The organism is Dehalococcoidia bacterium, assembly GCA_030648205.1.
GTDB lineage: Bacteria > Chloroflexota > Dehalococcoidia > JAUSIH01 > JAUSIH01 > JAUSIH01.
The window spans coordinates 26,116-52,055 of record JAUSIH010000093.1; the positions used below are offsets into that span (position 1 = coordinate 26,116).

21 protein-coding genes are annotated in these 25,940 nt (G+C 63.7%); 12 read left to right on the forward strand and 9 right to left on the reverse strand.

What is annotated here, in order from left to right; translation table 11 throughout:
- Positions 1-91 precede the first annotated feature (91 nt).
- On the forward strand, positions 92-1,057 hold the full coding sequence (locus Q7T26_10520; GenBank protein MDO8532575.1) for an ABC transporter permease: 966 nt from the start codon (positions 92-94) through the stop codon (positions 1,055-1,057).
- A 131-nt stretch (positions 1,058-1,188) separates the two neighbouring features.
- Positions 1,189-1,989, forward strand: coding sequence for an ABC transporter permease (locus Q7T26_10525; GenBank protein ID MDO8532576.1), 801 nt, complete (start codon positions 1,189-1,191; stop codon positions 1,987-1,989).
- Between the two features lie 232 nt (positions 1,990-2,221).
- Here the strand turns inward: Q7T26_10525 and Q7T26_10530 are convergent, their stop codons facing one another.
- From Q7T26_10530 to proB, 4 genes are all read right to left on the reverse strand, one after another.
- Positions 2,222-3,502 (reverse strand): glutamate-5-semialdehyde dehydrogenase, encoded by a 1,281-nt coding sequence (locus tag Q7T26_10530; GenBank protein MDO8532577.1) that lies wholly within the window; start codon positions 3,500-3,502, stop codon positions 2,222-2,224.
- Between the two features lie 247 nt (positions 3,503-3,749).
- Entirely contained in the window at positions 3,750-5,387 is a 1,638-nt protein-coding gene (locus tag Q7T26_10535; protein MDO8532578.1) for a DNA methyltransferase, read from the reverse strand.
- 207 nt (positions 5,388-5,594) lie between these two features.
- The gene (locus tag Q7T26_10540) at positions 5,595-5,930 is read right to left on the reverse strand and encodes a hypothetical protein (GenBank protein ID MDO8532579.1); all 336 of its coding nucleotides are present in this window, start codon (positions 5,928-5,930) and stop codon (positions 5,595-5,597) included.
- Between the two features lie 10 nt (positions 5,931-5,940).
- Entirely contained in the window at positions 5,941-7,119 is a 1,179-nt protein-coding gene (gene proB / locus Q7T26_10545; protein ID MDO8532580.1) for a glutamate 5-kinase, read from the reverse strand.
- A 181-nt stretch (positions 7,120-7,300) separates the two neighbouring features.
- Between proB and Q7T26_10550 the strand changes: the two genes are divergently transcribed.
- From Q7T26_10550 to Q7T26_10585, 8 genes are all read left to right on the forward strand, one after another.
- Complete coding sequence (locus Q7T26_10550) at positions 7,301-7,441, forward strand: DUF5679 domain-containing protein (protein ID MDO8532581.1); 141 nt, start codon at positions 7,301-7,303, stop codon at positions 7,439-7,441.
- A gap of 318 nt (positions 7,442-7,759) precedes the next feature.
- Positions 7,760-8,479, forward strand: coding sequence for an FAD-dependent thymidylate synthase (thyX, locus tag Q7T26_10555; GenBank protein ID MDO8532582.1), 720 nt, complete (start codon positions 7,760-7,762; stop codon positions 8,477-8,479).
- Positions 8,480-8,675: 196 nt separating this feature from the next.
- Positions 8,676-9,560, forward strand: a complete 885-nt coding sequence (folD, locus tag Q7T26_10560; protein ID MDO8532583.1) for a bifunctional methylenetetrahydrofolate dehydrogenase/methenyltetrahydrofolate cyclohydrolase FolD — start codon at positions 8,676-8,678, stop codon at positions 9,558-9,560.
- A gap of 250 nt (positions 9,561-9,810) precedes the next feature.
- Entirely contained in the window at positions 9,811-10,899 is a 1,089-nt protein-coding gene (locus Q7T26_10565; protein MDO8532584.1) for a mandelate racemase/muconate lactonizing enzyme family protein, read from the forward strand.
- A 5-nt stretch (positions 10,900-10,904) separates the two neighbouring features.
- The gene (locus Q7T26_10570; GenBank protein ID MDO8532585.1) at positions 10,905-11,138 is read left to right on the forward strand and encodes a DUF2905 domain-containing protein; all 234 of its coding nucleotides are present in this window, start codon (positions 10,905-10,907) and stop codon (positions 11,136-11,138) included.
- Positions 11,139-11,144: 6 nt separating this feature from the next.
- Entirely contained in the window at positions 11,145-12,179 is a 1,035-nt protein-coding gene (gene queA / locus Q7T26_10575) for a tRNA preQ1(34) S-adenosylmethionine ribosyltransferase-isomerase QueA (protein ID MDO8532586.1), read from the forward strand.
- Positions 12,180-12,288: 109 nt separating this feature from the next.
- On the forward strand, positions 12,289-13,113 hold the full coding sequence (locus Q7T26_10580) for a hypothetical protein (protein MDO8532587.1): 825 nt from the start codon (positions 12,289-12,291) through the stop codon (positions 13,111-13,113).
- 399 nt (positions 13,114-13,512) lie between these two features.
- The gene (locus tag Q7T26_10585) at positions 13,513-13,722 is read left to right on the forward strand and encodes a DUF2283 domain-containing protein (protein MDO8532588.1); all 210 of its coding nucleotides are present in this window, start codon (positions 13,513-13,515) and stop codon (positions 13,720-13,722) included.
- Between the two features lie 197 nt (positions 13,723-13,919).
- Here the strand turns inward: Q7T26_10585 and Q7T26_10590 are convergent, their stop codons facing one another.
- Positions 13,920-14,183, reverse strand: coding sequence for a type II toxin-antitoxin system RelE/ParE family toxin (locus Q7T26_10590; protein ID MDO8532589.1), 264 nt, complete (start codon positions 14,181-14,183; stop codon positions 13,920-13,922).
- The gene (locus Q7T26_10595) at positions 14,158-14,409 is read right to left on the reverse strand and encodes a hypothetical protein (protein ID MDO8532590.1); all 252 of its coding nucleotides are present in this window, start codon (positions 14,407-14,409) and stop codon (positions 14,158-14,160) included. The genes Q7T26_10590 and Q7T26_10595 overlap by 26 nt, the downstream gene beginning before the upstream one ends.
- Positions 14,410-14,774: 365 nt before the next feature.
- On the opposite strand from Q7T26_10595, the gene Q7T26_10600 reads away from it, so the two are divergent.
- Complete coding sequence (locus Q7T26_10600; GenBank protein MDO8532591.1) at positions 14,775-18,503, forward strand: DNA-directed RNA polymerase subunit beta; 3,729 nt, start codon at positions 14,775-14,777, stop codon at positions 18,501-18,503.
- A 68-nt stretch (positions 18,504-18,571) separates the two neighbouring features.
- On the forward strand, positions 18,572-23,143 hold the full coding sequence (rpoC, locus tag Q7T26_10605) for a DNA-directed RNA polymerase subunit beta' (GenBank protein ID MDO8532592.1): 4,572 nt from the start codon (positions 18,572-18,574) through the stop codon (positions 23,141-23,143).
- Between the two features lie 86 nt (positions 23,144-23,229).
- Here the strand turns inward: rpoC and Q7T26_10610 are convergent, their stop codons facing one another.
- The 3 genes from Q7T26_10610 to Q7T26_10620 all read right to left on the reverse strand — a co-directional run.
- On the reverse strand, positions 23,230-24,243 hold the full coding sequence (locus tag Q7T26_10610) for an LLM class flavin-dependent oxidoreductase (GenBank protein MDO8532593.1): 1,014 nt from the start codon (positions 24,241-24,243) through the stop codon (positions 23,230-23,232).
- A gap of 23 nt (positions 24,244-24,266) precedes the next feature.
- Entirely contained in the window at positions 24,267-25,298 is a 1,032-nt protein-coding gene (locus Q7T26_10615; GenBank protein MDO8532594.1) for a carbon-nitrogen hydrolase family protein, read from the reverse strand.
- Positions 25,299-25,442: 144 nt separating this feature from the next.
- Positions 25,443-25,940 (reverse strand): restriction endonuclease (locus Q7T26_10620; protein MDO8532595.1); only part of this gene is annotated, 498 nt, incomplete at its 5' end.

The following is a 25,940-nucleotide window of genomic DNA, read 5'->3' on the forward strand; positions in this document are numbered from 1 at the left end:
CACTGCGTTTTGATCCGCCTGTAGCCACACGTATTCCGTGGGGTTTAGCGACGCGTCAATTATGGCGTTGCCCGTGTTTTGAGGGACGGCGATGTTTGCCTATGTGATTCGCAGACTGATCCTGTTTATCCCTGTTCTGCTGGGCGTATCCTTGATCATCTTCCTTGTGATGCGCATAGTCCCCGGAGACGCGGCCTACGCGACGCTGGCCGGACGCGGAGGTGAGGGAATTGTCACAGAGGAAGCCCTTGCCACAATGCGGCAGCGCCTCGGGCTAAACAAGCCTTATCCGCAGCAATATCTCGACTGGGTCTGGGGGATGGCCCGGCTCGACTTTGGCACGTCGCTGACCACACGCGTACCCGTGTGGAAGGAGGTGACGCAGCGGTTGCCTATCACCATTGAGTTGGCGGTCCTTACAGCGCTCATTGCCACCGCGGTCGCGGTGCCCGTGGGCACATTTTCAGCGTTGCATCAAGATACGCCGCTTGATTACATACTCCGAATCGTCACAATCATCGGCCTGGCCGCACCCACGTTCTGGATAGGGACACTTACAATCATGGCGTTGGTACGCTACTTTGACTGGATCCCGCCGCTGGGATTCTCCAGCGTGCTGGACGATCCCTGGACAAACTTCCAGCAAATCATCTGGCCCGCCGTCGGCCTGGGTTACCACCACGTCGCGGTTATCGCACGGATGACGCGCTCCTCCATGTTGGAGGTGTTGCGGCAAGAGTACGTGCGCACGGCGTGGGCCAAGGGCCTGCGCCAGCGGGTGGTGATCAACCGTCACGCGCTGAAGAATGCCATGATGCCGGTCGTCACGCTCATTGGTGTGCAGTTTGCCGTGCTTCTGGGTGGTACGGTCATCATGGAAAGCATCTTCTCCATTCCGGGCATGGGCAGGGCTCTCATAGAGGGGATTCAGCTTCGCGACTACACGGTGGTCCAGGGTTGTGTCGTCATCTTTGCGCTTCTCATTCTCATTGTGAACCTTCTGGTAGACCTGTTGTATGCGTGGCTTGATCCGAGGATCGGCTATGGAGCCTCCTGAAAACGGCAATCCGTCTGTGCGCGAGGCGAAGAGTGCAATCTGAGCAAATGTCTCTGTTGAGAAAGTCCTCACCACCCGTCCTGCTCATTCGATGGGTTCGCGTTATCCTGCGCTTCGCTCAAGCTAAACCGATGGCGGCGGTTGGCGCACTGATTATAGTTGCCGCGCTCGGGGCTGCGATTTTCGCGCCCATCATTGCCTTGAGTGACCCGCTCAAAGTGGACACCAGCCGTATCCTGGTCCCGCCGGGCCGGGCTGCTCCACTGGGGACTGACTTCCTAGGAAGAGATGTGCTGAGCCGCATTATTTATGGCGCTCGGATATCGCTGTACGTGGCGGTTTCATCAATAACGGTTTCCCTGATAGCTGGAGCACTGCTGGGAGGCGTCGGAGCATACTTTGGCTCCAGGATTGACATGCCGATCCAGCGGGTCATGGATGCGATGATGGCTTTCCCGAGCCTGGTCCTTGCCCTGGCGCTTATGGCATCCCTGGGACCAAATCTGAACAATGTCGTTGCCGCAATAGCAATCGTTTACACGCCGAGAACGGCGAGAATCATACGTTCAGCAGTGTTGGCTGTCAAAGCTAACCAGTACACCGAGGCGGCGCGCGCGGTGGGTTGCTCGCATGTCCGGATTTTATGGCGGCATATCGCCCCCAACTGCGTTGCCCCGGTCATCGTCATCGCAACCGTGAACCTGGGCGTCGCCATCTCGATAGAAGGGTCTCTCAGCTTTATCGGTGTCGGCGTTCCACCTCCAACGCCATCCTGGGGTAATATGGTCGCCGGCGCCGCCATCGAGATGGCCCAGAAAGCTCCGTACCTGCCGCTGTTCCCGGGGATCGCCCTGACTCTGACAGTCCTCGGCTTTAACCTCCTTGGCGACGCGCTGCGGGACATGCTGGACCCTCGCCTGCGGACGCGGTAAGGAGCGCACGAGCGACTACGGAGGGAGACTCATTCTGTCTGAGTGGATTACCTGCGCTCTTGCGGCGGGTAGGCCTTTGCAGCCGGTGCAAAGGGGCGCCATAATCGCGGCCCCATAATCCGCTTCCTCCGCGGACCAGCCGGGCAACTCCATCGCCCGCCCCGTTCGCGCTGTCACGCCGAGTCCTGTGGAGAAGGACGAGGAATCTCCCTCGCGACCGAGCGGCAGGGTGTTACGGGCGCACCTGCCCGTTCCCGTAAATGACCCATTTGTAGCTGGTCAGCTCGCGCAGGCCCATCGGCCCGCGGGCGTGCATCTTCTGCGTGCTGATGCCCACCTCCGCGCCGAGGCCGAACTGCCCGCCGTCCGTGAATCGCGTGCTGGCGTTCACGTACACGCAGGCGGCGTCCACGTCGTCCAGGAAGCGCATCGCCGCCGAGTAGTCCTCGGTGATGATGGCCTCCGAATGGCCGGAGCCGTACTTTTCGATGTGCTGAAGCGCCTCCTCCTCGCTGTCCACCACCTTAATGGCGGCCACCAGGCTCAGGAACTCCTTGCCCCAGTCCTGCTCGGTGGCGGGGACAGCCCGCAGGCCCTTGTCGCCCGCCAGCAGCGCCAGCGCGCGGCCGTCGCAGCGCAGCTCCACGCCCGCCTTCGCCATCTCCTTCGCGATGAGCGGCAGCCCCTTCGCGGCGGCGTCCTTGTGGATGAGGACGCAGTCGAGCGCGTTGCAGACGGTGGGTCGCTGCACCTTGGCGTTGAAGACGATGCGCACGGCCTTCTCCAGGTCCGCGCTCTTGTCCACGTACGCGTGGCAGACGCCGACGCCGCCGGTGATGACGGGGATGGCGGCGTGCTCCGCCACGTAGCGGATGAGTCCGTCGCCGCCGCGCGGGATGAGCAGGTCAATGACACCCTTCATCTGGAGCATCCTGTCCACCAGCGCGCGGTCGGTGCTCTCGATGAACTGGACGGCGTCGGCGGGCGCGCCCGCCTGGGCGATGGCGTCGCGCACGACGCGGGCCAGCGCGGCGTTCGAGTGGATGGCCTCCTTGCCGCCGCGCAAAATGCAGGCGTTGCCGGACTTGAGGCAGAGGACGGAGATGTCCACGGTCACGTTGGGGCGGCTCTCGTACACGGTGGCGATGACCCCCAGGGGCACGCGCCGCTTGCCGATGACCAGGCCGTTGGGCAACGTGCGCATGTCCGCGACCTCGCCGATGGGGTCGGGCAGCGCGGCGACGCCGCGCACGTCCGCGGCCATGCCCGCGAGCCGCTTCGGGTCGAGCAGCAGCCTGTCCAGCAGGGCGTCGGTCAGCCCGTCCTTCCGGCCCTGGGCGCAGTCCTTCTGATTGGCGGCGAGGATTTCCTCCTCGCGCGACTTCAGGGCGTCCGCTATTGTGAGCAGCGCCCTGTTCTTAACGTCGGTGGAGAGCCGGGCGAGCTGCCGGGCGGCCTGCCGGGCGCGCTTGCCTTTGGTCTCCAGCTCCTGCTGTGCGCTTGCGAGGGTCATGGTGTCCTCCCCTGGGGGTAGGCGTGATCATCTCCGAAAGGCTAGTGTCCCGTTTTTGAAATACGTTCCCTATTCCATGTCATACCGGCTTCCGCCGGTATCCAGAGAAGCACCGGGGAACGCTGGATTCCGGCCTCGTATCGGGTACGGGGCAAGCTTTTCGCCGGAAAGACGGTAAGTGTCCGGGGGCGTTTCCTCGAACAACTTCTCATGCATGAAACAGTATGCGTACTCCGGGAACACCACACTAGGACATCAGCTCCCCTTGTTCCGCCTGCTCCTGCTCCGTGGGCGCCTTCGCGAAAGGTGACTTTTGCGCGCCAGGCGATTTGGCCTGCGGCGTCTGTGGCCGCTTCCCCGCCAGTATTTCCTCGATGGTCAATATCTGAACGCGCGGGTAATTCTTCTTCCAGAAATCATTATGATAGATCCCCGCAGCGGCAGCCTCTGTAATCATTGGCTGAGTCGGGGGTTCCAACGTCAGAAGAACGCCAACAGGCTCTTTTTCCCGATCCAGCACGCCTACAAGGTCACGCACCATGCCCACGTTGACCTTCTCGCCGCCCTTGACCGAGACAATGACCCGTTTGTAGTCCTCTTTCGATCCGGCGAAGAAGGGAATGACACCGTCAATACCTTTGTCCGCCCCTTTCTTCTTGCCCGCAACGGGCTGCGCGCCCAGCCTGTCCAGCGCCCACCACTGGAACTGGTACTTGTCCCGTTTAGCTAGCTCTTGCGCGCCAGCCAGATCAACAGGTTCACCAATGACCTCAATAGCGATGCTTGGGAAAGCGTCCTGCATGCGGCGGCGCACGAGGCCGATAGCCAGATGCGTGACGTCTATGCCAATCCAACGGCGGTCCAGTTTGTGCGCGGCGTGGACGGCGGTACCGCACCCGCAGAACGGGTCGAGGACAACGTCACTTGGGTTGGATGAGGCTGCGATAATTCGCTCAAGGAGCGCTAATGGCTTCTGGGTGGCGTAGCCCAAGCGCTCTTTTGGACGGTTGTGCACCGGCAGCAAATCGAACCATAGGTCCTGTGCCGATGCACCTGAAGACTCGTCAAGATATATCTTGTACCGCGGCACACCGGTCTTGCTATAGACGATTCGTCCTTCTCGCTCTAGGCGCTCCATATTCTCCTTTGAGAACGCCCAGTAACGCCCAGCAGGGGGTTTCTTGCCTTTCCACTCATATAAAGTGTCGCCACCCGGTTTAGCTGCATGCAGAGGCTGTGTCTGATAACGACGCCCGCCTGCATCCACGTAACGATAGATATTGTCAACATATTCGGGCTCATATGGCGTGTAGATGGTTTTCCAGGTTCGCTCGTCGCCCTTACTGTAGAATAGAATTGTGTCGTGAATGCGCCCAAAATGCTTCGCACCTTGCACAACATCACTATGTGCAGAGGAGCGTTTCCATACGATCTCATTAACAAAGTTCCTCGGCTCGAACACTGAGTCCATTAGAACACGCAAGTAGGGCCCTGCCGTGGGGTCACAGTGAAGGTAGATGGAGCCGTTATCCTTTAGCACGCGGTGCAACTCCACCAGCCGCACGGCCATCATGGTAAGGTAGGCAGTCACATCGTTGTGTCCTAGCCCCTCTACCATCGCCTTCAACATCCGCGCCACTTGCTGATGCGGGCCGGTCACAATTTCCTCGTAGATTTGGGCCGTCTTTGGCGCCCACTGCCACGTATCCTCAAACGCCTCTAGCTGGGCCTCGCTGGCCGCTCCGGTGGACTCGCGGAAGAGGACGTTATACGAGCGGCTGGAGTTGAAGGGCGGATCAAGATAGATGAGGTCAACGGAAGCATCGGGAATATGGCGGCGCAGAACGTCCAGATTGTCGCCGTAGTACAGGACGTTTGTTTTCATCGCGCCTCTCCCCGCCATAGCTCTGGTGCAGTGTCCCCGAAGGTTGTTGACGAATCGTCATTCCGGCGAAAGCCGGAATCCAAGTTCCACAGGCTCCCCGACTGGATTCCGGATCAGGTCCGGAATGACGGGTATCGAGCTGCCTTTTTCGGGGCACCGCACTAGCGACGGCTAAAGGTTATCAGCAAAGCCCGCGCGCCCGCCAGTTTACCAGTCGGCGAAGGGGACCGCCTTCACCGCGCCTAGCTCTCCGTAGCCTATGAACGTGTAGCCCGGATAGTCCTTGAGGGTCTCGCCGCGGGCGTCCAGCCGTATCTGGCCCCGCGTCTTGTCCTCTATCTCCAGGATGAAGATGCGGACGCCGGACTCGACGAGCTTCCGGACCTCCTCGGCGTGGTCGAGCGGCTTGACAGCGCCGCCCCAGCGCGCGTAGCTCACCGTCTGGCTGGGCGTGTTCCAGTACGCATAGGTGACGCTCGCCACTTTTTCGCTCGTGCGGCCGTGGTACAGCGTGCCCTTGCCGATTGTCGCGCCGGTGTTCATTGCAGTACCTCTACAGCACAACCAGGTTGTTGCGGTGCACGACCTCGTCGCCGAAGCTGTGCCCCAGAAGCTCCGAGATGCGGCTGGACTTCGCGCCCTTGATCGCCTGGACCTCCGCCGCGTCGTAGTTCACGATGCCGTAGCCGACCTGCCTGCCGGATGCGTCAAGGATGGTGACGATATCGCCGCGCTGGAAGTCGCCGCGCGCGTCCCGCACGCCTGCGGGCAACAGGCTCTTCCCGCCGGTGCGCAGCGCCCCCGCGGCGCCGTTGTCCACGACAAGCTCACCTCTTGCGGACAGCCCGCTCAGGAGCCAGCGTTTACGACTGTCAATCTTGGAGTGGCAGGGCGGGAAGAAGGTGCCGACGCTCTCGCCGGCCACCAGGCGCAGCAGCACGTTCGGGGTGCGCCCTCCCGCGATGGCGACGGCCACGCCCCAGGACGTGGCGAGCTTCGCCGCCCGCACCTTGGTCGCCATGCCGCCTCTGCCGCGCTCGCTCGCGCTGGCGCCCGCCTGCTTCTCGATGGCGTCGTCCACCCGCTCCACGCGCGGAATGAGCTTCGCGGACGGGTCAACGCGCGGGTCGGCGGTGTACAGCCCGTCTAGGTCCGTCAGGATGACGAGCATGTCCGCGTCCACCAGGTTGGCGACCATCGCGGAGAGGAGATCGTTGTCGCCGAACGAGTCGTCCATGATCTCGTCCAGGGACACCAGGTCGTTCTCGTTGATGACGGTCACGACCCGCAGCTCGGCCAGCGACAGGAGGGTGTTGCGCACGTTCAGATAGCCGCCGCGGTCGGTGAGGTCGCCGCGGGTCAGAAGGGCCTGAGCGACGGTGATGCCGTGCCAGCGGAAGAGGTCTTCATACGCCTGCACAAGGCGGCCCTGGCCGACGGCGGCGAGAGCGGGCTTGGAGGGGCTGGTCTTGCTGTCCTTCGTCACGCCCAGCGAGTGCCGCCCCGCGGCGATGGCGCCCGACGAGACGAGCAGCACCTCGACGTTCTGGTGGACAAGCCGGCTGATCTGGCTGACCAGCGCCGCCATGACCTCCAGGTCCAGGCGGTCCGTGCCCGCGGTCAGCAGGTTGGTGCCCGCCTTGACGACGACGCGTCTGTATGCGGCGGAGCCGTCGCCGCCGTCGGTGGGAGGAGATGCGCCGGAAGCCGTGGGGTCCTGTTTCGCGCTCATAATGCACTATCTGCCGGATTCGCCGCGCCAGGTTCGGAAAAACGAGTTTATTATAGCATACGACGGATAGGGAAAGGCGCGGGTTATAGCTCCGCCGCCCGTCCCGCGGGAGCGTCACGGGGCTGGACGCGCGGCGCGGACGGTGTAGAATGATGCGCGACTGACCGACAGGGAGAATAACGTGAAAGCGTACTGTTTCAAGTGCCGCGCGTCCAAGCAGATGGCAAGCGCGAAGCAGATTACCATGCGGAACGGGCGGCCCGGCACCCAGGGCGCGTGCCCGACCTGTGGCGGGAAGATGTTCCGGCTGGGCAAGGCCTAACTCTGCCCGGCAACGGGCGGTGGTCACACGAGCTTGGTCACTGACACGGAAGCTGCTGGAGATACTTCCTCCGTCGCTTCCGGCTGGCGTCAGCGTTGCGTTCGCTTCCCCGTAACTCCTCGCCTGAGGCCTCCAGAACAGGGAGTTCAGAGGGGCTAGGCCCCTTTGACGGGGGTCTGGGGGTGTCCCCCAACGCTATTTATCTCCCCCTTCCGGACAGGAAGGGGGATCAAGGGGGATGGCCTACCCTCTCATCTCCTTGACGCTGGACAAAAACGGGCAGCATAATAGGCGCAGCCCCCAACGAGAGGTCTGTCCGTGCAAAACCAGCCCCCCGCTCAGCCCGCCGACGCCCTGAAGGGCCGTACCTTCCCCGTGTTGGACAAGGGCCATATCGTCCTGCTCGACTGCATCGGCTCCGACCTGCGCGTCGTCGAGGCGGCGCGCGTCTCCACCGGCAGCAAGGCGGGAGACATCGAGAAAGACCGCAAGCTCATCTCCTTCCTGATGGAGAACCACCACGAGACGCCGTTCGAGCACGTGGTCTTTCAGTTCATGGTCAAGTGCCCCATCTTCGTGGCGCGCCAGTGGTTCCGCCACCGCATCGCCAGCTACAACGAGCGCTCCGCCCGCTACCGCGTCTTCGCCGAGGAGTTCTACGTGCCGAGCAAGAACGACCTGCCCGGCGGCCTCTTCGACGAGCGCGACTTCGACGAGTACGCGAAGCTGATGCAGCAGGAGCACGCCTTCTACGAGCGCATGATCGAGAAGGGGAACCGGCTCAAGGGGCCGGAGAACCTGCTGCTGCGGCGCCGCGTCCGCGAGGTGTTCCGTGGAGTGCTGGGCACCGCCTACTACACGGAGTTCTACTGGACCATCAACTTCCGCTCCCTCATGAACTTCGTCAGGCTGCGCACGGATGAGGGCGCGCAGCTTGAGATACGGCGCTACGCCGACGTGCTCGCGTCCATCGCGAAGCAGACGGTGCCGCTCTGCTACGAGGCGTTCGAGAAGTACACGATGCGAAAGGCTCAGTAAGAGGCCTCATCCTCGGCCCTCTCCGACATACGAAGGAGCGCGAGCGTTCTGGACGAGAGGTAGATTCTTCGCTGCGCTCAGAATGACACAGGCACAGAAGTCACCCTGAGCGGAGCGAAGGGTCTACGCTGGCGAATACAGACGTAAAGCCTTCGCCTCCCGCAGGACTGGACAAGCCATTTTGGAGAGCAAGAACGTGACAGCGAGAATCATTGACGGCTTAGCCATTGCCCAGCAGGTCCGCGCCGAGGTCGCCGCGGACGTCGTGAAGCTCCAGCAGTCGCACAAGGTCACGCCCGGCCTCGCCGCCGTGCTCGTCGGCGACGACCCCGCGTCGGCGGTGTACGTGCGCAACAAGGCGAAGGCCTGCGCCGAGGCAGGCATCTTCGCGGAGACCGTCCGCCTGCCGCACAACACCACGGAGGCGGAGCTGCTCGGCGTCGTGGACAGGCTGAACTTCGACAGCCGCTTCCACGGCATTCTTGTCCAGCTCCCGTTGCCCCGGCACATCCACGAGGCCACCGTCCTCAACGCCATCTCGCCTGCGAAGGACGCGGATGGCATCCATCCCGTGAACATGGGCCGCCTGGCGCTCGGCCAGCCGAACGTCGTGTCCTGCACGCCGGCGGGCGTCCAGCAGATGCTCCTGCGCAGCGGCTACGACCCCGCGGGCAAGCACGTCGTCGTGTGCGGGCGCAGCAACATCGTGGGCAAGCCGGCGGCGCTGCTGCTCATGCAGAAGGCCCCCGGCGCCAACGCGACCGTGACCATCTGCCACACCGGCACTCGCAACCTGCCGGACATCGTCCGACAGGCGGACATCCTCATCGCCGCCGCGGGCAGCGCGCGCATGATCACGGCGGACATGGTCAAGCCCGGCGTCGTGGTCATTGACGTGGGCACGAACCGCGTCGAGGACTCCACGAAGAAGTCGGGCTACCGGCTCGTCGGTGACGTGGACTTCGACGCGGTGAAAGAGGTGGCGGCGGCCATCTCGCCTGTCCCCGGCGGCGTCGGGCCGATGACCATCGCTATGCTGCTCGTGAACACGGTCAAACTCGCGAAGGCGGCGGCCGGATAAGGCCGTCCGAGTGTCCTTTACCTACAATACGCTTACGAAGTCGTCATTGCGAGGAGTCCTTCCGTGGAAGGACGACGAAGCAATCTGGTGGAGGTGTGCGGACCCCGCCGCCAGATTGCCACGCCGTGCGCGCGCGCTGCGGCGGCCCTCCGGAGCCTGTGGTGAGGAACTCGAACCAGCGGGCCTCGCAATGACACTACGGCTAGCTTCGTGGACGCCACACTAGCGATATCGAACGGAGAAGGATACGATGAAGATTCAGTCCGTTACCACCACCGTCGCCGAGGTGCCTCTGGAGCGCGCATTCAGCGGCCCCCGCGACGTCAAGTACGTCTCGCTGGGGTACATCATCACGCAGATGCGGACTGACAGTGGGTTGCAGGGCGTCGGCATGGCCTGGTCGGCGAACAGCCGCCAGCTCAAGGCGCTGCGCATGTTCACCGACGAGCTTGGCGCCTTTCTGGTGGGCGACGACCCGCTCATGGTGGAGCGCGCGTGGGAGAAGATGCGGACGCACAGCGGCCTCGGCCCTGTGGGTGTGGCCGCCCACACGATGGCGATGATTGACACCGCGCTGTGGGACATCGCGGCGAAGGCGGCGGGCATGCCGCTGTGGAAGATGCTGGGCGGCTTCCGCGACAAGGTGTACGTCTATTCCAGCGACGGCCTCTGGCGCTCCATGACGCCCGACGAGCTGGCGCGCTCCGCCGCCGACTACGTGAAGCGCGGCTTCCGCGCCATGAAGATGCGCCTGGGCGGCGACCGCACCGTCGCGCAGGAGCTGGAGCGGGTGAGGGCGGTGCGCGAGGCCATCGGCGACGGCATCGAGCTTATGGTGGACATAAACGAGGCGTGGACGCCCCAGCGCGCGGTGCAAGTGGGCCATCTTTTGGAGGAGTTCAACCTGTACTGGCTGGAGGACCCCGTGACGCGGGACGACGTTGCGGGCATGGCGCACGTATCGGCCTCGCTGCGGACGCCCGTCGCCGCGGGCGAGTACCGCTACGGCACCGCGCCGCTCCGCGAGTTCATCGAACATAAGGCCGTGGACATTCTGATGGTGGACATCCACCGCGTCGGCGGGCTGACGCCCTGGCGCAAGATGGCGGGCTACTGCGAGGTGATGAACATCCCTCTCGCCACGCACGTTATGCCGGAGGTGCTCGGCCACATGGGCGCCGCGTACCCGGGCGTCATCATCGTGGAGCACATGCCGTGGTCGTTCCCGCTGCTGAAGGAGCAGCCGCAGGTGGTGGACGGCTACATGCTCATGTCGCAGAAGCCGGGCCTGGGCTGGGAGCTGGACGAAAAGGCGCTGGCGAAGTACAAGGTGGGGTAAGCGGCATGGCGGGTCTGGAGGGCGTCGGGCGGCTGCTGCTCATCGCGGGCGCGGTCATGGCCGCGCTGGGCGGCGTGCTGCTGCTGGCGGGCCGCGGCATCCCGTGGCTGGGCCGCCTGCCGGGCGACATCGTCGTCCAGCGCGAGGGGTTCACCCTCTACGTTCCCATCGTGACGATGGCCCTCGTGAGCGTCGTCCTCACCGTCCTGCTGAACGTCGTCTTCCGCCTCTTCCGCTGACCCCGCATGCGCACCAGCGACTTCGACTACCCGCTGCCGGAACGCCTCATCGCCCAGACGCCCGTCGAGCCGCGCGACCACAGCCGCCTGCTCGTCCTCCACCGCGACACCGGCGCCATCGAGCACCGGCGTTTCTTCGAGGTCGGCGACTACCTGCGGCGCGGCGACCTGCTGGTGTTCAACGACTCGCGCGTCATCCCCGCGCGGCTGTTCGGGCGCAGGCCCGGCACCGGCGGCAAGGTGGAGCTGCTGCTGCTGCGCCGCATGCCGGATGGCGCGTGGGAGGCGCTTGGGAAGCCGGGACGTCGCGTGCAGCCGGGCGCGCGCGTGCGGCTCGGCGGCGAGGACGGCGCGCCGACGGTCGAGGCCGAGGTCGTCGGCGTCGGCGAGGGCGGCGTGCGCACCGTGCGCTTTTCCGACGAGTCGGCGCTCGACAGGCTCGGCGTGGTCCCGCTGCCGCCGTACATCCGCGCGCCGCTGGCCGACCCGGAGCGCTACCAGACGGTCTATGCGCGGGTGAAGGGGAGCGCCGCGGCCCCGACGGCGGGCCTGCACTTCACGCCCGACCTGCTGCGGCGACTGCAAGAGCAGGGCGTCGATTTCGCGTTCGTCACGCTGCACATCGGGCTGGACACCTTCCGGCCCGTGACCGAGGATGACCCGCGCCAGCACAAGCTCCACCGCGAGCACTGCGAGGTTCCGGACGCGACCGCCGAGGCGCTGACCTGCGCGCGGCGTGAGGGACGGCGCATCGTCGCCGTGGGCACGACGGCGGTGCGGGCGCTGGAGACCGTCGGGCAGCGCATGCGCGAGGATGGCGTCGTGCCGCCGTACGCGGGGGAGACGGACACGTTCATCCTGCCCGGGCACCGCTTCCGGCTGGTGGACGCGCTGCTGACGAACTTCCACCTGCCGAGGTCGAGCCTGCTGATGCTGGTGGCGGCGTTCGCGGGCACGGAGCGGGTGCTGGCGGCGTACCGCGAGGCGGCGGCGCGCGAGTACCGCTTCTACAGCTTCGGGGATGCGATGGTGGTGCTATAGCACGAAACCCGTCCCTGTCGACCGACCATGCTGTCAAGTGTGCACTCCTTATTGAGTGTATGCTGCAATAATGCAACCTGACCAAGTGGCATGTGCGAAAGGACGAGTCATGGCTGACGAACGGAGCGACGTTAGTATCGTGAAGCCGGTTCCGAAGCTGCCGTCCTTTCGTCTTTTCTCGCCGGAAGTGGTTCGCGTACTGGACCGGATTAGATTTCACCTGCATAACGTCAGTGCTCTGAACCAGGGTTACAAGTATGCTGAGTTCTTCTGGTTTGCTCGCGAGTATCCGCGCTGCTATCGCTATCACCTTGATTGCGCCGACTTCCGGCTGAGAACAATTAGCGATCTCTACCAAGAGATTCGCGCTGAACTCACTCCAACAATTCGCCGGAGCCAGTCATGCGGTGGCGTGTCTGTTAGCAACGAGAAGGTGCAGAGGGTCTACTGGGATTTCGAGTCGTTTCTGTCCGAAATCAACATTGCGCTTGACCTTCTGGCTCGTGTCGCAGGCACGGCGTATAAAGAGGAAATGCCCGCGAACTTCAATCGATTCTGCAAAAAGGAAGGAGATGCGGGGCCTCTGGGGGTCATGCAAAAGGCCCAACTAAGGTGGGTCAACAAGCTAAAGAACTATCGAGATTGTTTCGTGCACTACACACCCGTCGACACCCTATTAACAATCTCTCTTGTACGGTGTGCGGACGGCTTCGAGGTTCGTGGCAAGCTCCCGATAAACCCAAATGTACGCGATATACTTGGATTCAGGTTCTCTAGACGGGTAGAGCTATTTAGGTACGCATGTGCTGTCCAAAGGAACATGGCCGCTCTCGACAAGGCTGTAGCGAAGGAAATCGCCCGCGCATTTGCCAGAGGCGAGTATCCAAGAAGGATTACGAATTTATTCTTCGTAGGGCGGCGCGAGCGACAGTAGGAACGTATAACAGGCCGCTCAGCCCGAACCGTTAAGCCTCACAACAGCCAAGAACGGGCGCTGAACGAACCCTTCTCGTGTCATTGCCGCAGCACTGCGAACGCGATGGTGGTGGTGTGATGGCTGGGAAACCCAGGAAGCCAATCCGATTCACTCGCCACGCCCTGGAGAGCATGGCGCGACGCGGCACGTTCCGCGACGAAGTGGCCGAGGCGATCCGGCGGGCCGCGTGGACGCCCGCCAGGTCCGGCAGATTTGAGTGCGCCCTGGATTTCCCTTACATATGGACTCTGGAATGGAAAGCGGTATACGACCAAACAGGTTGCACCGATGTTCATCGAGGAAGAGGATGCGATAGTGGGCATTACGGCCTACGTGTTCTACTTCTAGGAGGCTGTCATGAAGATGAGGTACGACCCCAAAGCGGACGCGCTGTACATCGAGAGCAGGAAGACGACCGTGACCACGAAGCGCCTGGATGAGGACATTGCCATTGACTATGACGCGGAAGGCCGCATAGCCGGGATTGAGATACTGTCGGCGAAAGAGCGGGTCTTCGGAAAAGGCAAGCGGCGACTCATTCAGTTGGAGAACGTGGAAGCCGCCTGATAAGGCCGTGGGGGTGAGCAGCGCCCTGCTGTGCTAAGCTATTCCAGGGTCATTCGTTCACCCCGCAATTCATTGCGGGGCGTCAACGCCCCCGAATTTATTCGGGGGTAGCAAGCTGGTTTTGGAACAAGCGCTGGTGCGGAGTCCCCGAAGTCTGTCGCAATGACAATTTCGTATGCGTATTTCAGTTACGGGCGCTAGAGGCCGCGGTACGTCCCCTCGCTACGGCGGGCCACGCGAACGACGGTGACCTCCTGCTCGGAGTCGTTGATGGCGTAGATGACGCGGTAGCGTCCGGCGCGGATGCGCCAGAGGTCGGCGCTTGCCAGCTTCAAGGCTCCCGGCGGACGGGGGTCCTCCCCGAGCCCAACCATCCTCCGCCAGACCGTTGAATAGACCCCGTCCGGCAATTCTTCAAGCTGCTTTTGAGCGGCTTTACGCAGTTTGACGCTGTATTGCACGCCGCGCCATTCTTTCCCTATGGAACTGCTCCAGAGTCACGGTGCCTTCAGCGTCCGCCAGCGCCTTCGTTCCCTCCCGTATGTCCTCCTTGTCCTCCATGATCTCCATCGCCGCGTCGCGCAGCAGCCTCGCCATGGACGTCCGCCGCTCGAAGGCGATGCTCCGCAGCCGCTCGTGCTGCTCCGGCGTCAGAAAGATCGTCGTGCGTTTCAGCGTTGTCGTCATGAAAGTCACCTCCACGAGCACTATGACATACATATGCTTATGTGTCAATATGTTCTCGCGGAAGCGCCGATTGGCGGAGAGGCCATGCCGGTTGGCGTGTGGGCGTCCCTCGGAGTCGCCGCTGGCCCGTCCGCCATCGGCGGCGCGGGAGTCCCGCTTCTACACTTCGGCGATTGCATGAGTGATGTCGAGAAATATGCCCGGCCCAGCTATTGACAATAGGGCAATCGGGTGCTACCATTGAAATTTGCCAAATGATGACCTCTCCGAGCTGCCATCCGTTTTCCCCATTCTGGCTGCGCTTGCGTCGGTAGGCGCCGGGCCGCGCGTTGCGGCCCACCTGTCACTTTGAGGAGCGTGGACTCATGACGACGATTGTCCCCGTACCGCGCAATGGCCTTCGCCTCCAGGAGAAGAGCTATGCGCACATCCCGGAGGTCCTGCCTATCCCCAGCCTGATCGAGACGCAGATAAACTCCTTCGAGTGGTTCAAGCGCGAAGGGCTGCGTGAGCTTCTCGACGAAATCTCGCCGGTCCAGGACTTCACCGGCGGGCGCTTCGAGCTGCACTTCGAGGGCTACGAATTCGGGTCGCCCAAGTACACCGAGGCGGAATGCCGGGAGCAGGACATGACCTACGCCGCTCCCCTGTCGGTGCAGGTCAAACTCGTGAAGAAGCACACGGGGGAAGTGGCCGAGCAGCGCCTCTACTTCGGCGACATCCCCATGATGAACAGCAAAGGCACGTTCATCATCAACGGCGCCGAGCGGGTCGTGGTCAGCCAGTTGGTCCGCTCGCCTGGCGTTTACTTCACCCTGGAGGAGGACGTCGCCACCGGGCGCAACCTGTGCTCCGCCAAGGTCATCCCCAATCGAGGCGCCTGGCTGGAGTTCGAGACCTCCAACAAGGACATCATGTCGGTCAAGGTGGACCGCAAGCGCAAGATCTACGTGACCACGCTCCTGCGCGCCATGGGCTTCGGCACGGACGAGAAAATACTGGACCTCTTCAAGAAGGTGGACGACAACCCGGAGCACCGGTACATCAAGACCACCATCGAGAAGGACTCGAGTGTCACGAACGAGGAGCAGGCCCTTATAGACTTCTACAAACGCCTGCGTCCCGGGGAGCCTCCCAGCGTCCAGAACGCCCGGGACCTCCTTAAGTCCCTGTTCTTCCAGTTCCGCCGATATGACCTGGGCAAGGTGGGCCGCTACAAGCTGTGCTCCCGCCTGGACCTGTCTTTGCCCAAGGATATCAAGCCGGAGCATCGGGTGCTCACGCCTGACGACATGGTCGCCATCGTGCGGCAGACGATCCGGATAAACAACGGCCTGGACGAAGGCGACGATATTGACCACCTGGGCAACCGGCGCGTCCGGGCCGTGGGTGAGCTTATCCAGAACCAGCTCCGCGTCGGCTTGCTCCGTATGGAGCGCGTCGTCAAGGAGCGCATGACCCTGATTGACCCCGACGCGGCGGTCCCTTCCGCGCTTATCAATATCCGGCCCGTCGTGGCGGCCATCAAGGAATTCTTCGGTGGCTCTCAACTCAGCCAGTTCATGGACCAGACCAACCCTCTGGCGGAGCTGACGCACAAGCGCCGCCTTTCGGCCCTGGGCCCCGGCGGCCTCTCCCGCGAGCGCGCGGGCTTCGACGTGCGGGATATTCACCACTCCCACTATGGCCGCATCTGCCCCATTGAGACGCCGGAAGGCCCGAACATCGGACTGCTGGGATCCCTGGCCACCTACGCCCGCATCAATGCGTACGGATTCGTGGAGACACCGTATCGTCGCGTCGTGCGCGAGGTGGTTTCCAGCCAGATTGGCAACTATGCGGGCAGGACGCTCCAGGAGGACGTGAAGGACAAGGCCCATAAGACCGTCGCAAAGGCGGGCCAGTCCATCACGCCTGAGCTGGCCAAGAGCCTCCAGCGCCTTGACGGAGTGATGGTCAAGTTGCGCCCCTTCGTGTCCAGCGATATTGTCTATCTCTCCGCGGACCGAGAGGACAGGTTCATCATCGCCCAGGCCAGCTCGCGCCTGGACGGCAAGAACGAGTTCATCGAATCCAAGGTCGAGGCGCGCCATGGCGCCACATTCCTGACCAGCGCGCCGGACAACGTAGACTTCATGGACGTCTCGCCCAAGCAGATTGTGAGCGTTTCCACGGGCATGATTCCATTCCTGGAGCACGATGACGCCAACCGCGCGCTGATGGGATCCAACATGCAGCGCCAGGCTGTGCCCCTCGTGCGGCCTGAGGCTCCTCTGGTGGGCACCGGCATGGAGGTCCAGGTGGCGCGCGACAGCGGTCAGGTGCTCCTCTCCACCGTGGAGGGGACTGTCGTGAAGTCCAACGGCAGGGAGATAGTGGTCCGGGACAAGAAGGGCCAGGAGCATGCCTATCCGCTGCTGAAGTTCCTGCGGTCCAACCAGGGCACGTGCATCAACCAGCGCGCCATCGTGGAGGTCGGGGACAAGGCCGTGCCCGGCACGCCGCTTGCGGACAGCTCGTCCACCGACAAGGGAGAGTTGGCCCTGGGCCAGAACGTCCTCTGTGCGTTCATGATGTGGGAGGGCTACAACTTCGAGGACGCCATCATCCTCAGCGAAACCATGGTCCGGGACGATAAGTTCACGTCCATTCACATCGAGAAGCACGAGGTGGAAGCCCGCGAGACCAAGCTCGGCCCGGAAGAGATCACGCGGGACATCCCCAACGTCGGAGAAGAGAGCCTGCGCGACCTGGACGAGGAAGGCATCATCCGGGTGGGCGCGGAGGTAGGCCCCGGCGACATCCTGGTCGGCAAGATCACTCCCAAGGGAGAGACCGAGTTGACTGCGGAGGAGAAGCTGCTGCGCGCCGTCTTCGGCGAGAAGGCCCGCGAGGTCAAGGACACCTCCCTGCGGGTTCCGCACGGCGAAAGGGGCAAGATCATACTGGTCAAGGTGTTCTCCCGCGAGTCTCACCCCGAGCTGCCGCCGGGCGTCAACAAGCTGGTGCGCGTATGGATAGCCCAGACGCGCAAGATATCCGTGGGCGATAAGATGGCGGGCCGGCACGGCAACAAGGGAGTCATCTCCCGCATCATGCCCGTGGAAGACATGCCTGTCCTGGCGGACGGGACGCCGGTGGACATCATCCTCAACCCCATCGGCGTGCCGAGCCGCATGAACCTGGGCCAAGTGCTGGAGACGCACTTGGGATGGGCCGCGCGGGCGCTGGGATTCAGGGCCGTCACGCCCGTCTTTGACGGGGCGCGGGACGTGGACATAGAAGACGCCCTGGGGCGCGCCTGGATTGTGGCGGAGTCAGGCAGCGTGCCGCGGGGATCGCTGACCGGGGACGTAGTAATTGACTGGGCGAAAGCCCGCGCCTGGGTCGCCGAGCGCGGTTACAACGCCGACAAGATATTCAGCGACAAGCACCAGGGAGACGCGCGCCGCGCAGGCCTGGAGATATGGCTGAAGGAGAAAGCGGAGCCTTTCCTGGGCGCCGAGTTCAAGTCCTACCTCAAGGACTTTCGCGTTCAGGACGTGAAGCAGCTCCCCAACGATCAGTTGGTCGCCTTGGCGCTGCGGCTCCACCGGGAGAAGCAGATGGCGCCTCCGGTGTTCGGGAAAGTCGTCCTGTACGACGGGCGCACGGGTGAGCCGTTTGATCAACCCATCACGGTGGGCTACATCTACATGATGAAGCTCATCCACCTGGTGGAGGACAAGGTTCACGCCCGTTCCACGGGCCCTTACTCGCTCATCACGCAGCAGCCCCTGGGCGGCAAGGCCCAGTTCGGCGGGCAGCGGTTCGGTGAGATGGAGGTCTGGGCGCTCGAGGCCTACTCGGCGGCCTACAACCTCCAGGAGATTCTCACGGTCAAGTCCGACGACGTGGTCGGACGTGTGAAGACCTATGAGGCCATTGTGAAGGGGGAGGATACCACTCCATCCGGCGTTCCGGAGTCCTTCCACGTGCTGTTGAAGGAGCTTCAGGCGCTTGGCCTGGCTGTGGAGCTGCTCAACGAAGAGGAGCCAGTCAAGCTGCCGGAGACATCCTCTCTGGACATGCCGGAGATGGAGAAGGGCCTTTAGCGGACGCCTGGGCAAACAGACTTGAGGGGCTCAGCCCCGTAATGCACACCGCAGGAGCGTGAGCGAACATGCCTGAGACCGCCGAGTTCAACGCCATCCGCATATCCCTGGCCTCGCCGGACCAGATAAGGCAGTGGTCCTATGGCGAGGTGATCAAGCCGGAGACTATTAACTATCGGACGCTCAAGCCGGAGAAGGACGGGCTGTTCTGCGAACGCATCTTCGGCCCGACCAAGGACTTTGAGTGCTATTGCGGCAAGTATAAGCGGATACGCTATAAGGGCATCAAGTGCGACCGCTGCGGCGTGGAAGTGGCCCGCGCCAAGGTGCGCCGGGAGCGCATGGGGCACATTGAGCTGGCGGCGCCCGTGGCGCACATCTGGTTCGCCAAGGGCATCCCCAGCCGCCTCGGGCTTCTCCTGGACATGTCGCCGCGCAGCCTTGAGCGGGTCCTCTACTTCGCTCAGTACGTCGTCATCCGCCTGGACACCGAGGCCCGTGACAAACTCGTGGACCAATCTCAGCAAGATGCACAGAAGGCCATTGCCGACAAGGATGCCGAGGTCCAGAACAAGCATGCCCAGGTCGAGGAGAAGATCGCTCCCAAGACCGAATCTCTTCGGAAGCAAATTGAGGCCATAGAGAAAGCCATCCGCGCCGAGACGGACAAGCAGAGGACTCGGCTCGAAAAGGAAGCTGCGACTCTGGGAGAGAGCCTTGCGGCAAAGGTGGGCAAGAAGGTCACGGAGCCGGTGCAGTTCAACAGCGCCACCGTGGTCAAGAAGGGCGATACGGTAGCCCAGCGCCACCTGAGCAGCCTGAAGGACCTCCTGGCCCGTGCCCTGAAGGAAGTGGAGCTCCAGGCCGCGGAGCGCACGCGGGCTGACACCGAGTCCCTCCAGGCCCAAGTCCAGGAAATCCGCAAGGTGGCGCTGCAAGAGGTCCAGCCTGAGCTGACCGCTCTCGACGAAGAGAAGGGACGCCTGCAGAGCGACCTGCAGACCCGGCTGGACGACCTGGAAGAGATGCGCCCTTTGCAGCTCTATACGGAGAACCGCTACCGGGACCTGAAACAGAAGTACGGCGACATCTTCACCTGCGGCATGGGCGCCGAGGCCATCCTGGAAATCCTTAAGGACGTTGATCTGGAGAAGCTGCGGAGCGAACTCTACGAGGAGATTCGTTCCACCTCCGGCCAGCGGCGCAAGAAGGCCACCAAGCGCCTGCGGGTGGCGGAGGCCCTGCGCAAGAGCACCAACAAGCCGGAGTGGATGATCCTGAAGGTTCTGCCCGTGCTGCCGCCGGAGCTGCGGCCCATGGTGCAATTGGACGGCGGCCGCTTCGCCACCAGCGACCTGAACGACCTCTACCGCCGCGTCATCAATCGGAACAACCGTCTCCGGCGATTGCTGGAGCTGGGTGCGCCGGAGATCATCGTCCGCAACGAGAAGCGGATGCTCCAGGAGTCGGTGGACGCCCTCATAGACAACGGGCGGCGTGGCCGGGCCATTTCCGGCAGCCACAACCACAAGCTCAAGTCCATGAGCGACCTGCTGCGGGGCAAGCAAGGGCGCTTCCGCCAGAACCTGCTGGGCAAGCGGGTGGACTACAGCGGGCGCTCGGTCATCGTCGTGGGGCCGGAGCTGCGGCTCGGCCAGTGCGGGCTGCCCAAGCGCATGGCCCTGGAGTTGTTCAAGCCCTTCGTCATCCAGCGCCTCGTAGCCAGGGGCATGGCCCATAACATCAAGAGCGCGAAGCGCATGGTGGAGCGGTCCAAGCCGGAGGTCTGGGATGTGCTGGAGGATGCCATCAAGGACAGGGTGGTTCTGCTGAACCGCGCGCCCACTCTGCACCGCTTGGGCATCCAGGCCTTTGAGCCCGTTCTTATCGAGGGGAGCGCCATCCAACTCCATCCGCTGGTGTGCACCGCCTTCAACGCCGACTTCGACGGCGACCAGATGGCCGTGCACGTGCCGCTGTCCTACGCCGCGGTCATGGAAGCCAAGAAGGTCATGCTCAGCACCAAGAACATGTTGTCTCCCGCCTCCGGCGAGCCGCTGGTGGCGCCCACCCTGGACATGGTGCTGGGGTGCTACTACCTGACCATGGAGCGGCAGGGCGGCGTGGGCGAGGGTATGGTCTTCAGCAATTTCGATGAGGCCAAGCTGGCCAATGACCTGGGAGTTGTGGACTTGCACTCCAAGGTGCGTGTCCGCATAGGCCAGAACGGCACGTCCCAGATTGTGGGCACCACCGTGGGGCGCATTATCTTCAATGAGACCCTGCCGGAGTCAATGCGCTTCCGCAACCAGCTCATGGACAAGAAGTCCCTGAAAGAGCTGGTTGCCGAGTGTTATCACAAGATGGGCAACGAGGTCACCGCGGACACGCTGGACAGGATCAAGCGCACGGGGTTCCGGTACGCCACCCAGTCCGGAATCACCATCGGCATCGCCGACCTGGAGGTGCCGGGCAAGAAAAAGCAGGTTCTGGCCAAGGCGGACGCGGAAATCCTGGAGACCGACACGCAATTCAGGCGTGGCCTTATCACTGAAGACGAGCGGTACAGCGCCGCCGTTCAGATCTGGACGCGCTGCAGCGAAGAGATGGAGACCATCGTCAAGGAGGAGCTGCCCAAGTACGGCGGCATCTACCTGATGGCCACCTCCGGCGCCAAGGGTAACATCGCCCAGATCAAGCAGATGGCGGGTATGCGCGGACTCATGTCGGACCCGCGGGGCCGCATCATTGACCTGCCCATTCGGGCTAGCTTCCGCGAGGGCCTCAGCGTCCTGGAATATTTCATCTCCACCCACGGCGCGCGCAAGGGCCTGGCGGACACCGCTCTCCGGACCGCCGACAGCGGTTACCTGACCCGTCGGCTCATTGACGTGGCGCAGGACATGATTGTCCTGGAGGACGACTGCGGGGCCGAGGTGGGCCTGTGGATTGAGGACCAGCCGGACAAGTCCCTGATGGCTCTCATGGGTGAGCGCATCCTTGGCCGCGTCGCGGCCAAGCCATTCGTGGACTTGAAGACGGGCGAAATCATCGTTGAGCGGAACGAGCTCATCGAAGAAGAAAAGGTCAAGGCCGTCATGGAGAGCCTGCGGGCCTATCGCGCGGGCAGGCTGAAGGCGGCGGGCGCCACGGCGGAGCAGTCAGAGCAGGAGTCCAAGACCTGGATCACCGCCGTCAAGTACCTGGTCGAGAAGAAGCGCTTCGACCAGGAGAAGGCACGCCAGCATGTGGGCGTGGAGAAGCACCACCTGTGCGTGCGTTCCCCTCTCTATTGCGAGGCGCGACGCGGTATATGCAAGGCCTGCTATGGCCGCAGCCTGGCCCGCGGACAGATGCCGCAGAAGGGCGAAGCCATGGGTATCATCGCCGCCCAGAGCATCGGCGAGCCTGGCACTCAGCTTACCCTGCGCACGTTCCACACCGGCGGCGTGGCGGGCTTGGACATCACCAGCGGCCTGCCCCGCGTGGAGGAACTGTTTGAAGCCCGCTCCCCCAAGAGCGCGGCCGTCATCGCGGAGATAGAGGGCGTGGTGGACATTGAGCAGATGACGGACGGGCGCAGGATTCAAATTCTTAATACCGAGACCTTCCGTCACATGCATGACCTGCCCCGCGGGTACGAGGTCGCCGTCAAGAACGGAGACGTGGTGGAGGTAGGCACACCCCTGGCGCTTCTGTCCGGGGACTCGAAGCCGTCACGCAAGGGCGGCAAGGCCGGAGCCAAGCAGGCGGCGGACGCCAAGCCGGCCACGGAGACCGCCCTGGCGCCCACCGTCACGGCCCAGGTCGCGGGCAAGGTGGAGATCAAGGGCGGCAAGGTGGCCGTGGTCTACGAGGAGCGGGAGGAACGGGAGTACCTGGTGCCCCTCACTGCTCGCGTCCTGGTGGCCAAGGGCGCCCACATCAAGGCCGGCGACCAGCTCACGGAGGGGCTGCTGAACCCGCAGGAAGTCCTGCGCATCATGGGCCGGGAGGCCGTGCAGCAGTACCTCGTGGAGGAGGTCCAGAAGGTCTACCGCGCCCAGGGTGTGACCATCAACGACAAGCATATGGAGATCATGGTCCGCCAGATGCTCCGAAAGGTACGCATTGACAATCCCGGCGATACGGAGCTGCTGCCGGGCGAGTTGGTGGACCGCTTCGTCTTCCAGGAAATCAACGCCCGCGTTCTGGCCGAAGGCGGCGAGCCCGCCACGGCCCAGGAGGTACTGCTGGGCATCACCAAGGCGTCTCTCTCCACCGACAGCTTCCTGGCGGCCGCCTCCTTCCAGGAGACGGCGCGCGTCCTTACCGAGGCGGCGCTGAAGGGGAGCGTGGACAGGCTCATGGGACTCAAGGAGAACGTCATCATCGGCCGGCTGATTCCGGCGCGCCTGGCTGCGCTGGAGGAAGAGGTCAAGCAGCATCTGGCGGAGCGGCAGAAGGCGTTCCTGGGCGCACTGGCCGAGCCGGTGGGGACGCTGAACCCGGCGGACGTGGCCCGCTTGATGGGGGATGAGCCCCCGGCGGTGGCCGCGGCCCCCGAGGGCTTCCACGCGGAAGGCGGCGAGGCCGACCAGGCCAAGGCCGGCGAAGGCAAGCCTGATGAGGACGCCGCCGAAGACAAGGAGAGCAAGTAGTCCGTTTGCGTCGCTAAAAGAGAGAGAGGGCCAGGAGACATCCTGGCCCTCTCTCTCTTCTCGTGCGGTGTGCTTCTAACGCCACACTAGCTCAGGTGTGACATAACGCGCTCCCGCCACGTCCGGAAGAAGCGCGCCTTGTCCGCCACCTGGGGCCGCAGACAAATCTGGTTCGCGCCGGCGGCGGCCGCCCGCTTCACCTGCTCCGCGCACTCCTCCGGCGTCCCCACAATGGCGAACCGCTCCGCCAGGTAGTCCACCAGCCCCAGCTCCTCCACCACCCGCGCGTTGTCCCGCTCGTCGCCGAGCATGCCGTGCTCGTCCACGCGGTAGCGCTGCACCAACCGGGCCACGCGCTCCCGCAGCTCAGGCGGCACGTGCGGGTCATCCTGGCCGAAGCGGAACACGCTCTTGCCCGGCGTCGCGATGGCGGCGCGGATCTCCCGCAGAGCGTCCTGCCGCCGGTCCGCCACGCAGCAGCGGGCCAGCCACCAGACGTCAACGCTGGAGGGGTCCCGCCCCGCGTCCAGAGCGCCCTGGCGTATCTGGGCCAGGGAGTCGCGCACCACGCCCGGCAGAAGTCCGCTTCCCACAATGACGCCGTCGGCGACCTGTCCCGCCAGGCGCAGGATTTTCGGCCCGGCGCCCGCGATATAGACGGGCACGGGCCGCGAGGGCCAGGTCAGCCGCACGGTCCGGCCCTGGTACTGGGTCTCTTTCTTCGCAAACAGCTCTTTGACCGCCAGCACGTACTCCCGGAGCGACTCCAGGCTGGCGGGCTTCAGGCCCAGCATGTCCGTGGCGCTGTGCCCCGTGCCAAGGCCCAGCATGGCGCGACCGCCGGACACCTCGTCAATCGTCGCGATGGCGCTCGCCTGGACGGCCGGGTGCCGCGTCAGCGGGTTGGCGACCCATGGCCCGATGATGGCCCGCCGGGTGCGCAGGGCGGCCAGGGCGCAGGTCACGTACAGCTCCCGGTACACCGACTGGCTGTCCGGCACCCCCACCATCTCGAATCCGGCCTCTTCGGACATCTCCGCCCACGTGACCCACTCACGGATGTCGCTCTGCAGGAACAGGGAGCCGAGTCGGACGCGCATGGCGCAGCCTCCTTTTGCGTTATCTACACGGCGCGTTTGGCGCTGCGGCGACTGCCCCGACCGCGCTTGGGCGGCGTGGCGCTCTCCGGCGCGTCCCCGGCGACGGCCTCCGTCGAGATCATCGGTCGCGGGTCCCTGCGGACGGTCAACTGGAACACGTCCGGACGGGCGTAGTGCCCCGCCACGTCCAGCATCCATTTGGGCCCGCGCATCTGGACCGGGTCAAGCTCCGCGTAGAGTATCTCCTCTTTCTTATGGACCGGCCCGGCGATGAACTCCCCATTGGGGTTGACGATGGCGCTGTCGCCCACGTTGATCCACTCCCGCGCGCCAGAGTAGAACTTCTGCTTGAAATCGTACCGGTCTGGGATGTCGTCCCGGCGCAGCGGCATGCAGCAGCCGATGACGTACACGCGCCCCTCTTTGGCGATGTGCCGCAGCGTGGAGAGCCACGGCTCGCCGCGGTCCCACGTGGCGGCGACGTGGATTTGCGTGCCCCACGCGTACATCGCGTACCGCGCCAGGGGCATGTAGTTCTCCCAGCAGATGAGCCCGCCGAGCTTGCCCAGGGGCGTGTCGTACACATCCAGCGTGCTCCCGTCGCCCTGCCCCCAGACCAGGCGCTCGCCGCCCGTCGGCACGAGCTTGCGGTGCTTTCCCATGATGTTCCCCTGCGCGTCAAGGTACAGCAGGGTGTTGTACAGCGTGCCGCCGCTCGCCTCGGTATTGCGTTCGGTCACGCCCATGACCACGTACGTCCTGGCGCGCCGGGCGGCGTCGCATAGGCGCTGCGTCGCCGCGCCGGGTATCTCCACGGCGTTGGCGAGGAACTCCGCGTACAGGGCGTTGAGCGTCCCTTCGTCGCCAGGCGGGATGGCCCACACCCAGTCGGGATAGGTGGGGATGAACGATTCGGGGAAGACGACCAGCCGCGCGCCGTTGCGTCCCGCCTCCGCGATGACGGCGCAGGCCTTGTCCGCCGTGGCCTCCCTGTCCAGGAACACGGGTGTCACCTGCGCCGCCGCGACCTTGAAGCGCTCTTTTCCTGCTTTCACGCCCTCACCCCCTTGGTCCCCCTCTCCAACGGAGAGGGGGAGATATAGGTGAATCTGGGGGACACCAGCTTTGCACAAAAACCCCGTCTGAGCGCCTACTTTTTGTGCAACTGCCAATCCTGCACAAAAAGCCTTCCACTCAATCTACTCGCTATTATCCTCCGTTTGACCGATTGGCATGACTAAAGTTTCGGCTTGCTCACCCTTTGCCTTTGGCGCTTTCTTAAAGGTCACGTTGACTTGACCTATGGGCGGCATTGCCACGGATCGGCCACCTAGCAAGTCCGCTACCGTGAGAAGCTGGACACGCGGATAGTCCTTGTCCCATACGTCCGAGTGGTAGAAACCCGCGCTAGCGGCTTCGGACTGCATCGGCTGTGTTGGCTCCTGCATAGAGATAAGGACGCCAATATCCGCCTTCTCCCTCTGTAGCACGCCCACCAAATCTCGGACATGCGGCACGCTGGTATGCCCCGCCTTCACTGAGAAAATGGCTTGGTGCGTTTTGCCAATAGCTTGAGAGTTTGGCCGCTCATCATGGAAGTAGAGACGACCGTCTATCCCCTTATCTGCGCCCTTCTTCTGGTCCGCTGGCCTGGCCCCCACAAGCCCTAACGCCCACCACTGGAATTGATAGGGGTC

Bases quoted from the DNA above. Each gene is read 5' to 3' on its own strand.
- Q7T26_10595 (MDO8532590.1), bottom strand. From the start codon at position 14,409: ATGACGACAACGCTGAAACGCACGACGATCTTTCTGACGCCGGAGCAG.
- Q7T26_10610 (MDO8532593.1), bottom strand. From the start codon at position 24,243: ATGCGCGTCCGACTCGGCTCCCTGTTCCTGCAGAGCGACATCCGTGAG.
- Q7T26_10530 (MDO8532577.1), bottom strand. From the start codon at position 3,502: ATGACCCTCGCAAGCGCACAGCAGGAGCTGGAGACCAAAGGCAAGCGC.
- Q7T26_10585 (MDO8532588.1), top strand. From the start codon at position 13,513: ATGAAGATGAGGTACGACCCCAAAGCGGACGCGCTGTACATCGAGAGC.
- Q7T26_10565 (MDO8532584.1), top strand. From the start codon at position 9,811: ATGAAGATTCAGTCCGTTACCACCACCGTCGCCGAGGTGCCTCTGGAG.
- Q7T26_10600 (MDO8532591.1), top strand. From the start codon at position 14,775: ATGACGACGATTGTCCCCGTACCGCGCAATGGCCTTCGCCTCCAGGAG.
- Q7T26_10540 (MDO8532579.1), bottom strand. From the start codon at position 5,930: ATGAACACCGGCGCGACAATCGGCAAGGGCACGCTGTACCACGGCCGC.
- Q7T26_10520 (MDO8532575.1), top strand. From the start codon at position 92: ATGTTTGCCTATGTGATTCGCAGACTGATCCTGTTTATCCCTGTTCTG.
- Q7T26_10525 (MDO8532576.1), top strand. From the start codon at position 1,189: ATGGCGGCGGTTGGCGCACTGATTATAGTTGCCGCGCTCGGGGCTGCG.
- Q7T26_10580 (MDO8532587.1), top strand. From the start codon at position 12,289: ATGGCTGACGAACGGAGCGACGTTAGTATCGTGAAGCCGGTTCCGAAG.
- Q7T26_10535 (MDO8532578.1), bottom strand. From the start codon at position 5,387: ATGAAAACAAACGTCCTGTACTACGGCGACAATCTGGACGTTCTGCGC.
- queA (MDO8532586.1), top strand. From the start codon at position 11,145: ATGCGCACCAGCGACTTCGACTACCCGCTGCCGGAACGCCTCATCGCC.
- proB (MDO8532580.1), bottom strand. From the start codon at position 7,119: ATGAGCGCGAAACAGGACCCCACGGCTTCCGGCGCATCTCCTCCCACC.
- rpoC (MDO8532592.1), top strand. From the start codon at position 18,572: ATGCCTGAGACCGCCGAGTTCAACGCCATCCGCATATCCCTGGCCTCG.
- Q7T26_10570 (MDO8532585.1), top strand. From the start codon at position 10,905: ATGGCGGGTCTGGAGGGCGTCGGGCGGCTGCTGCTCATCGCGGGCGCG.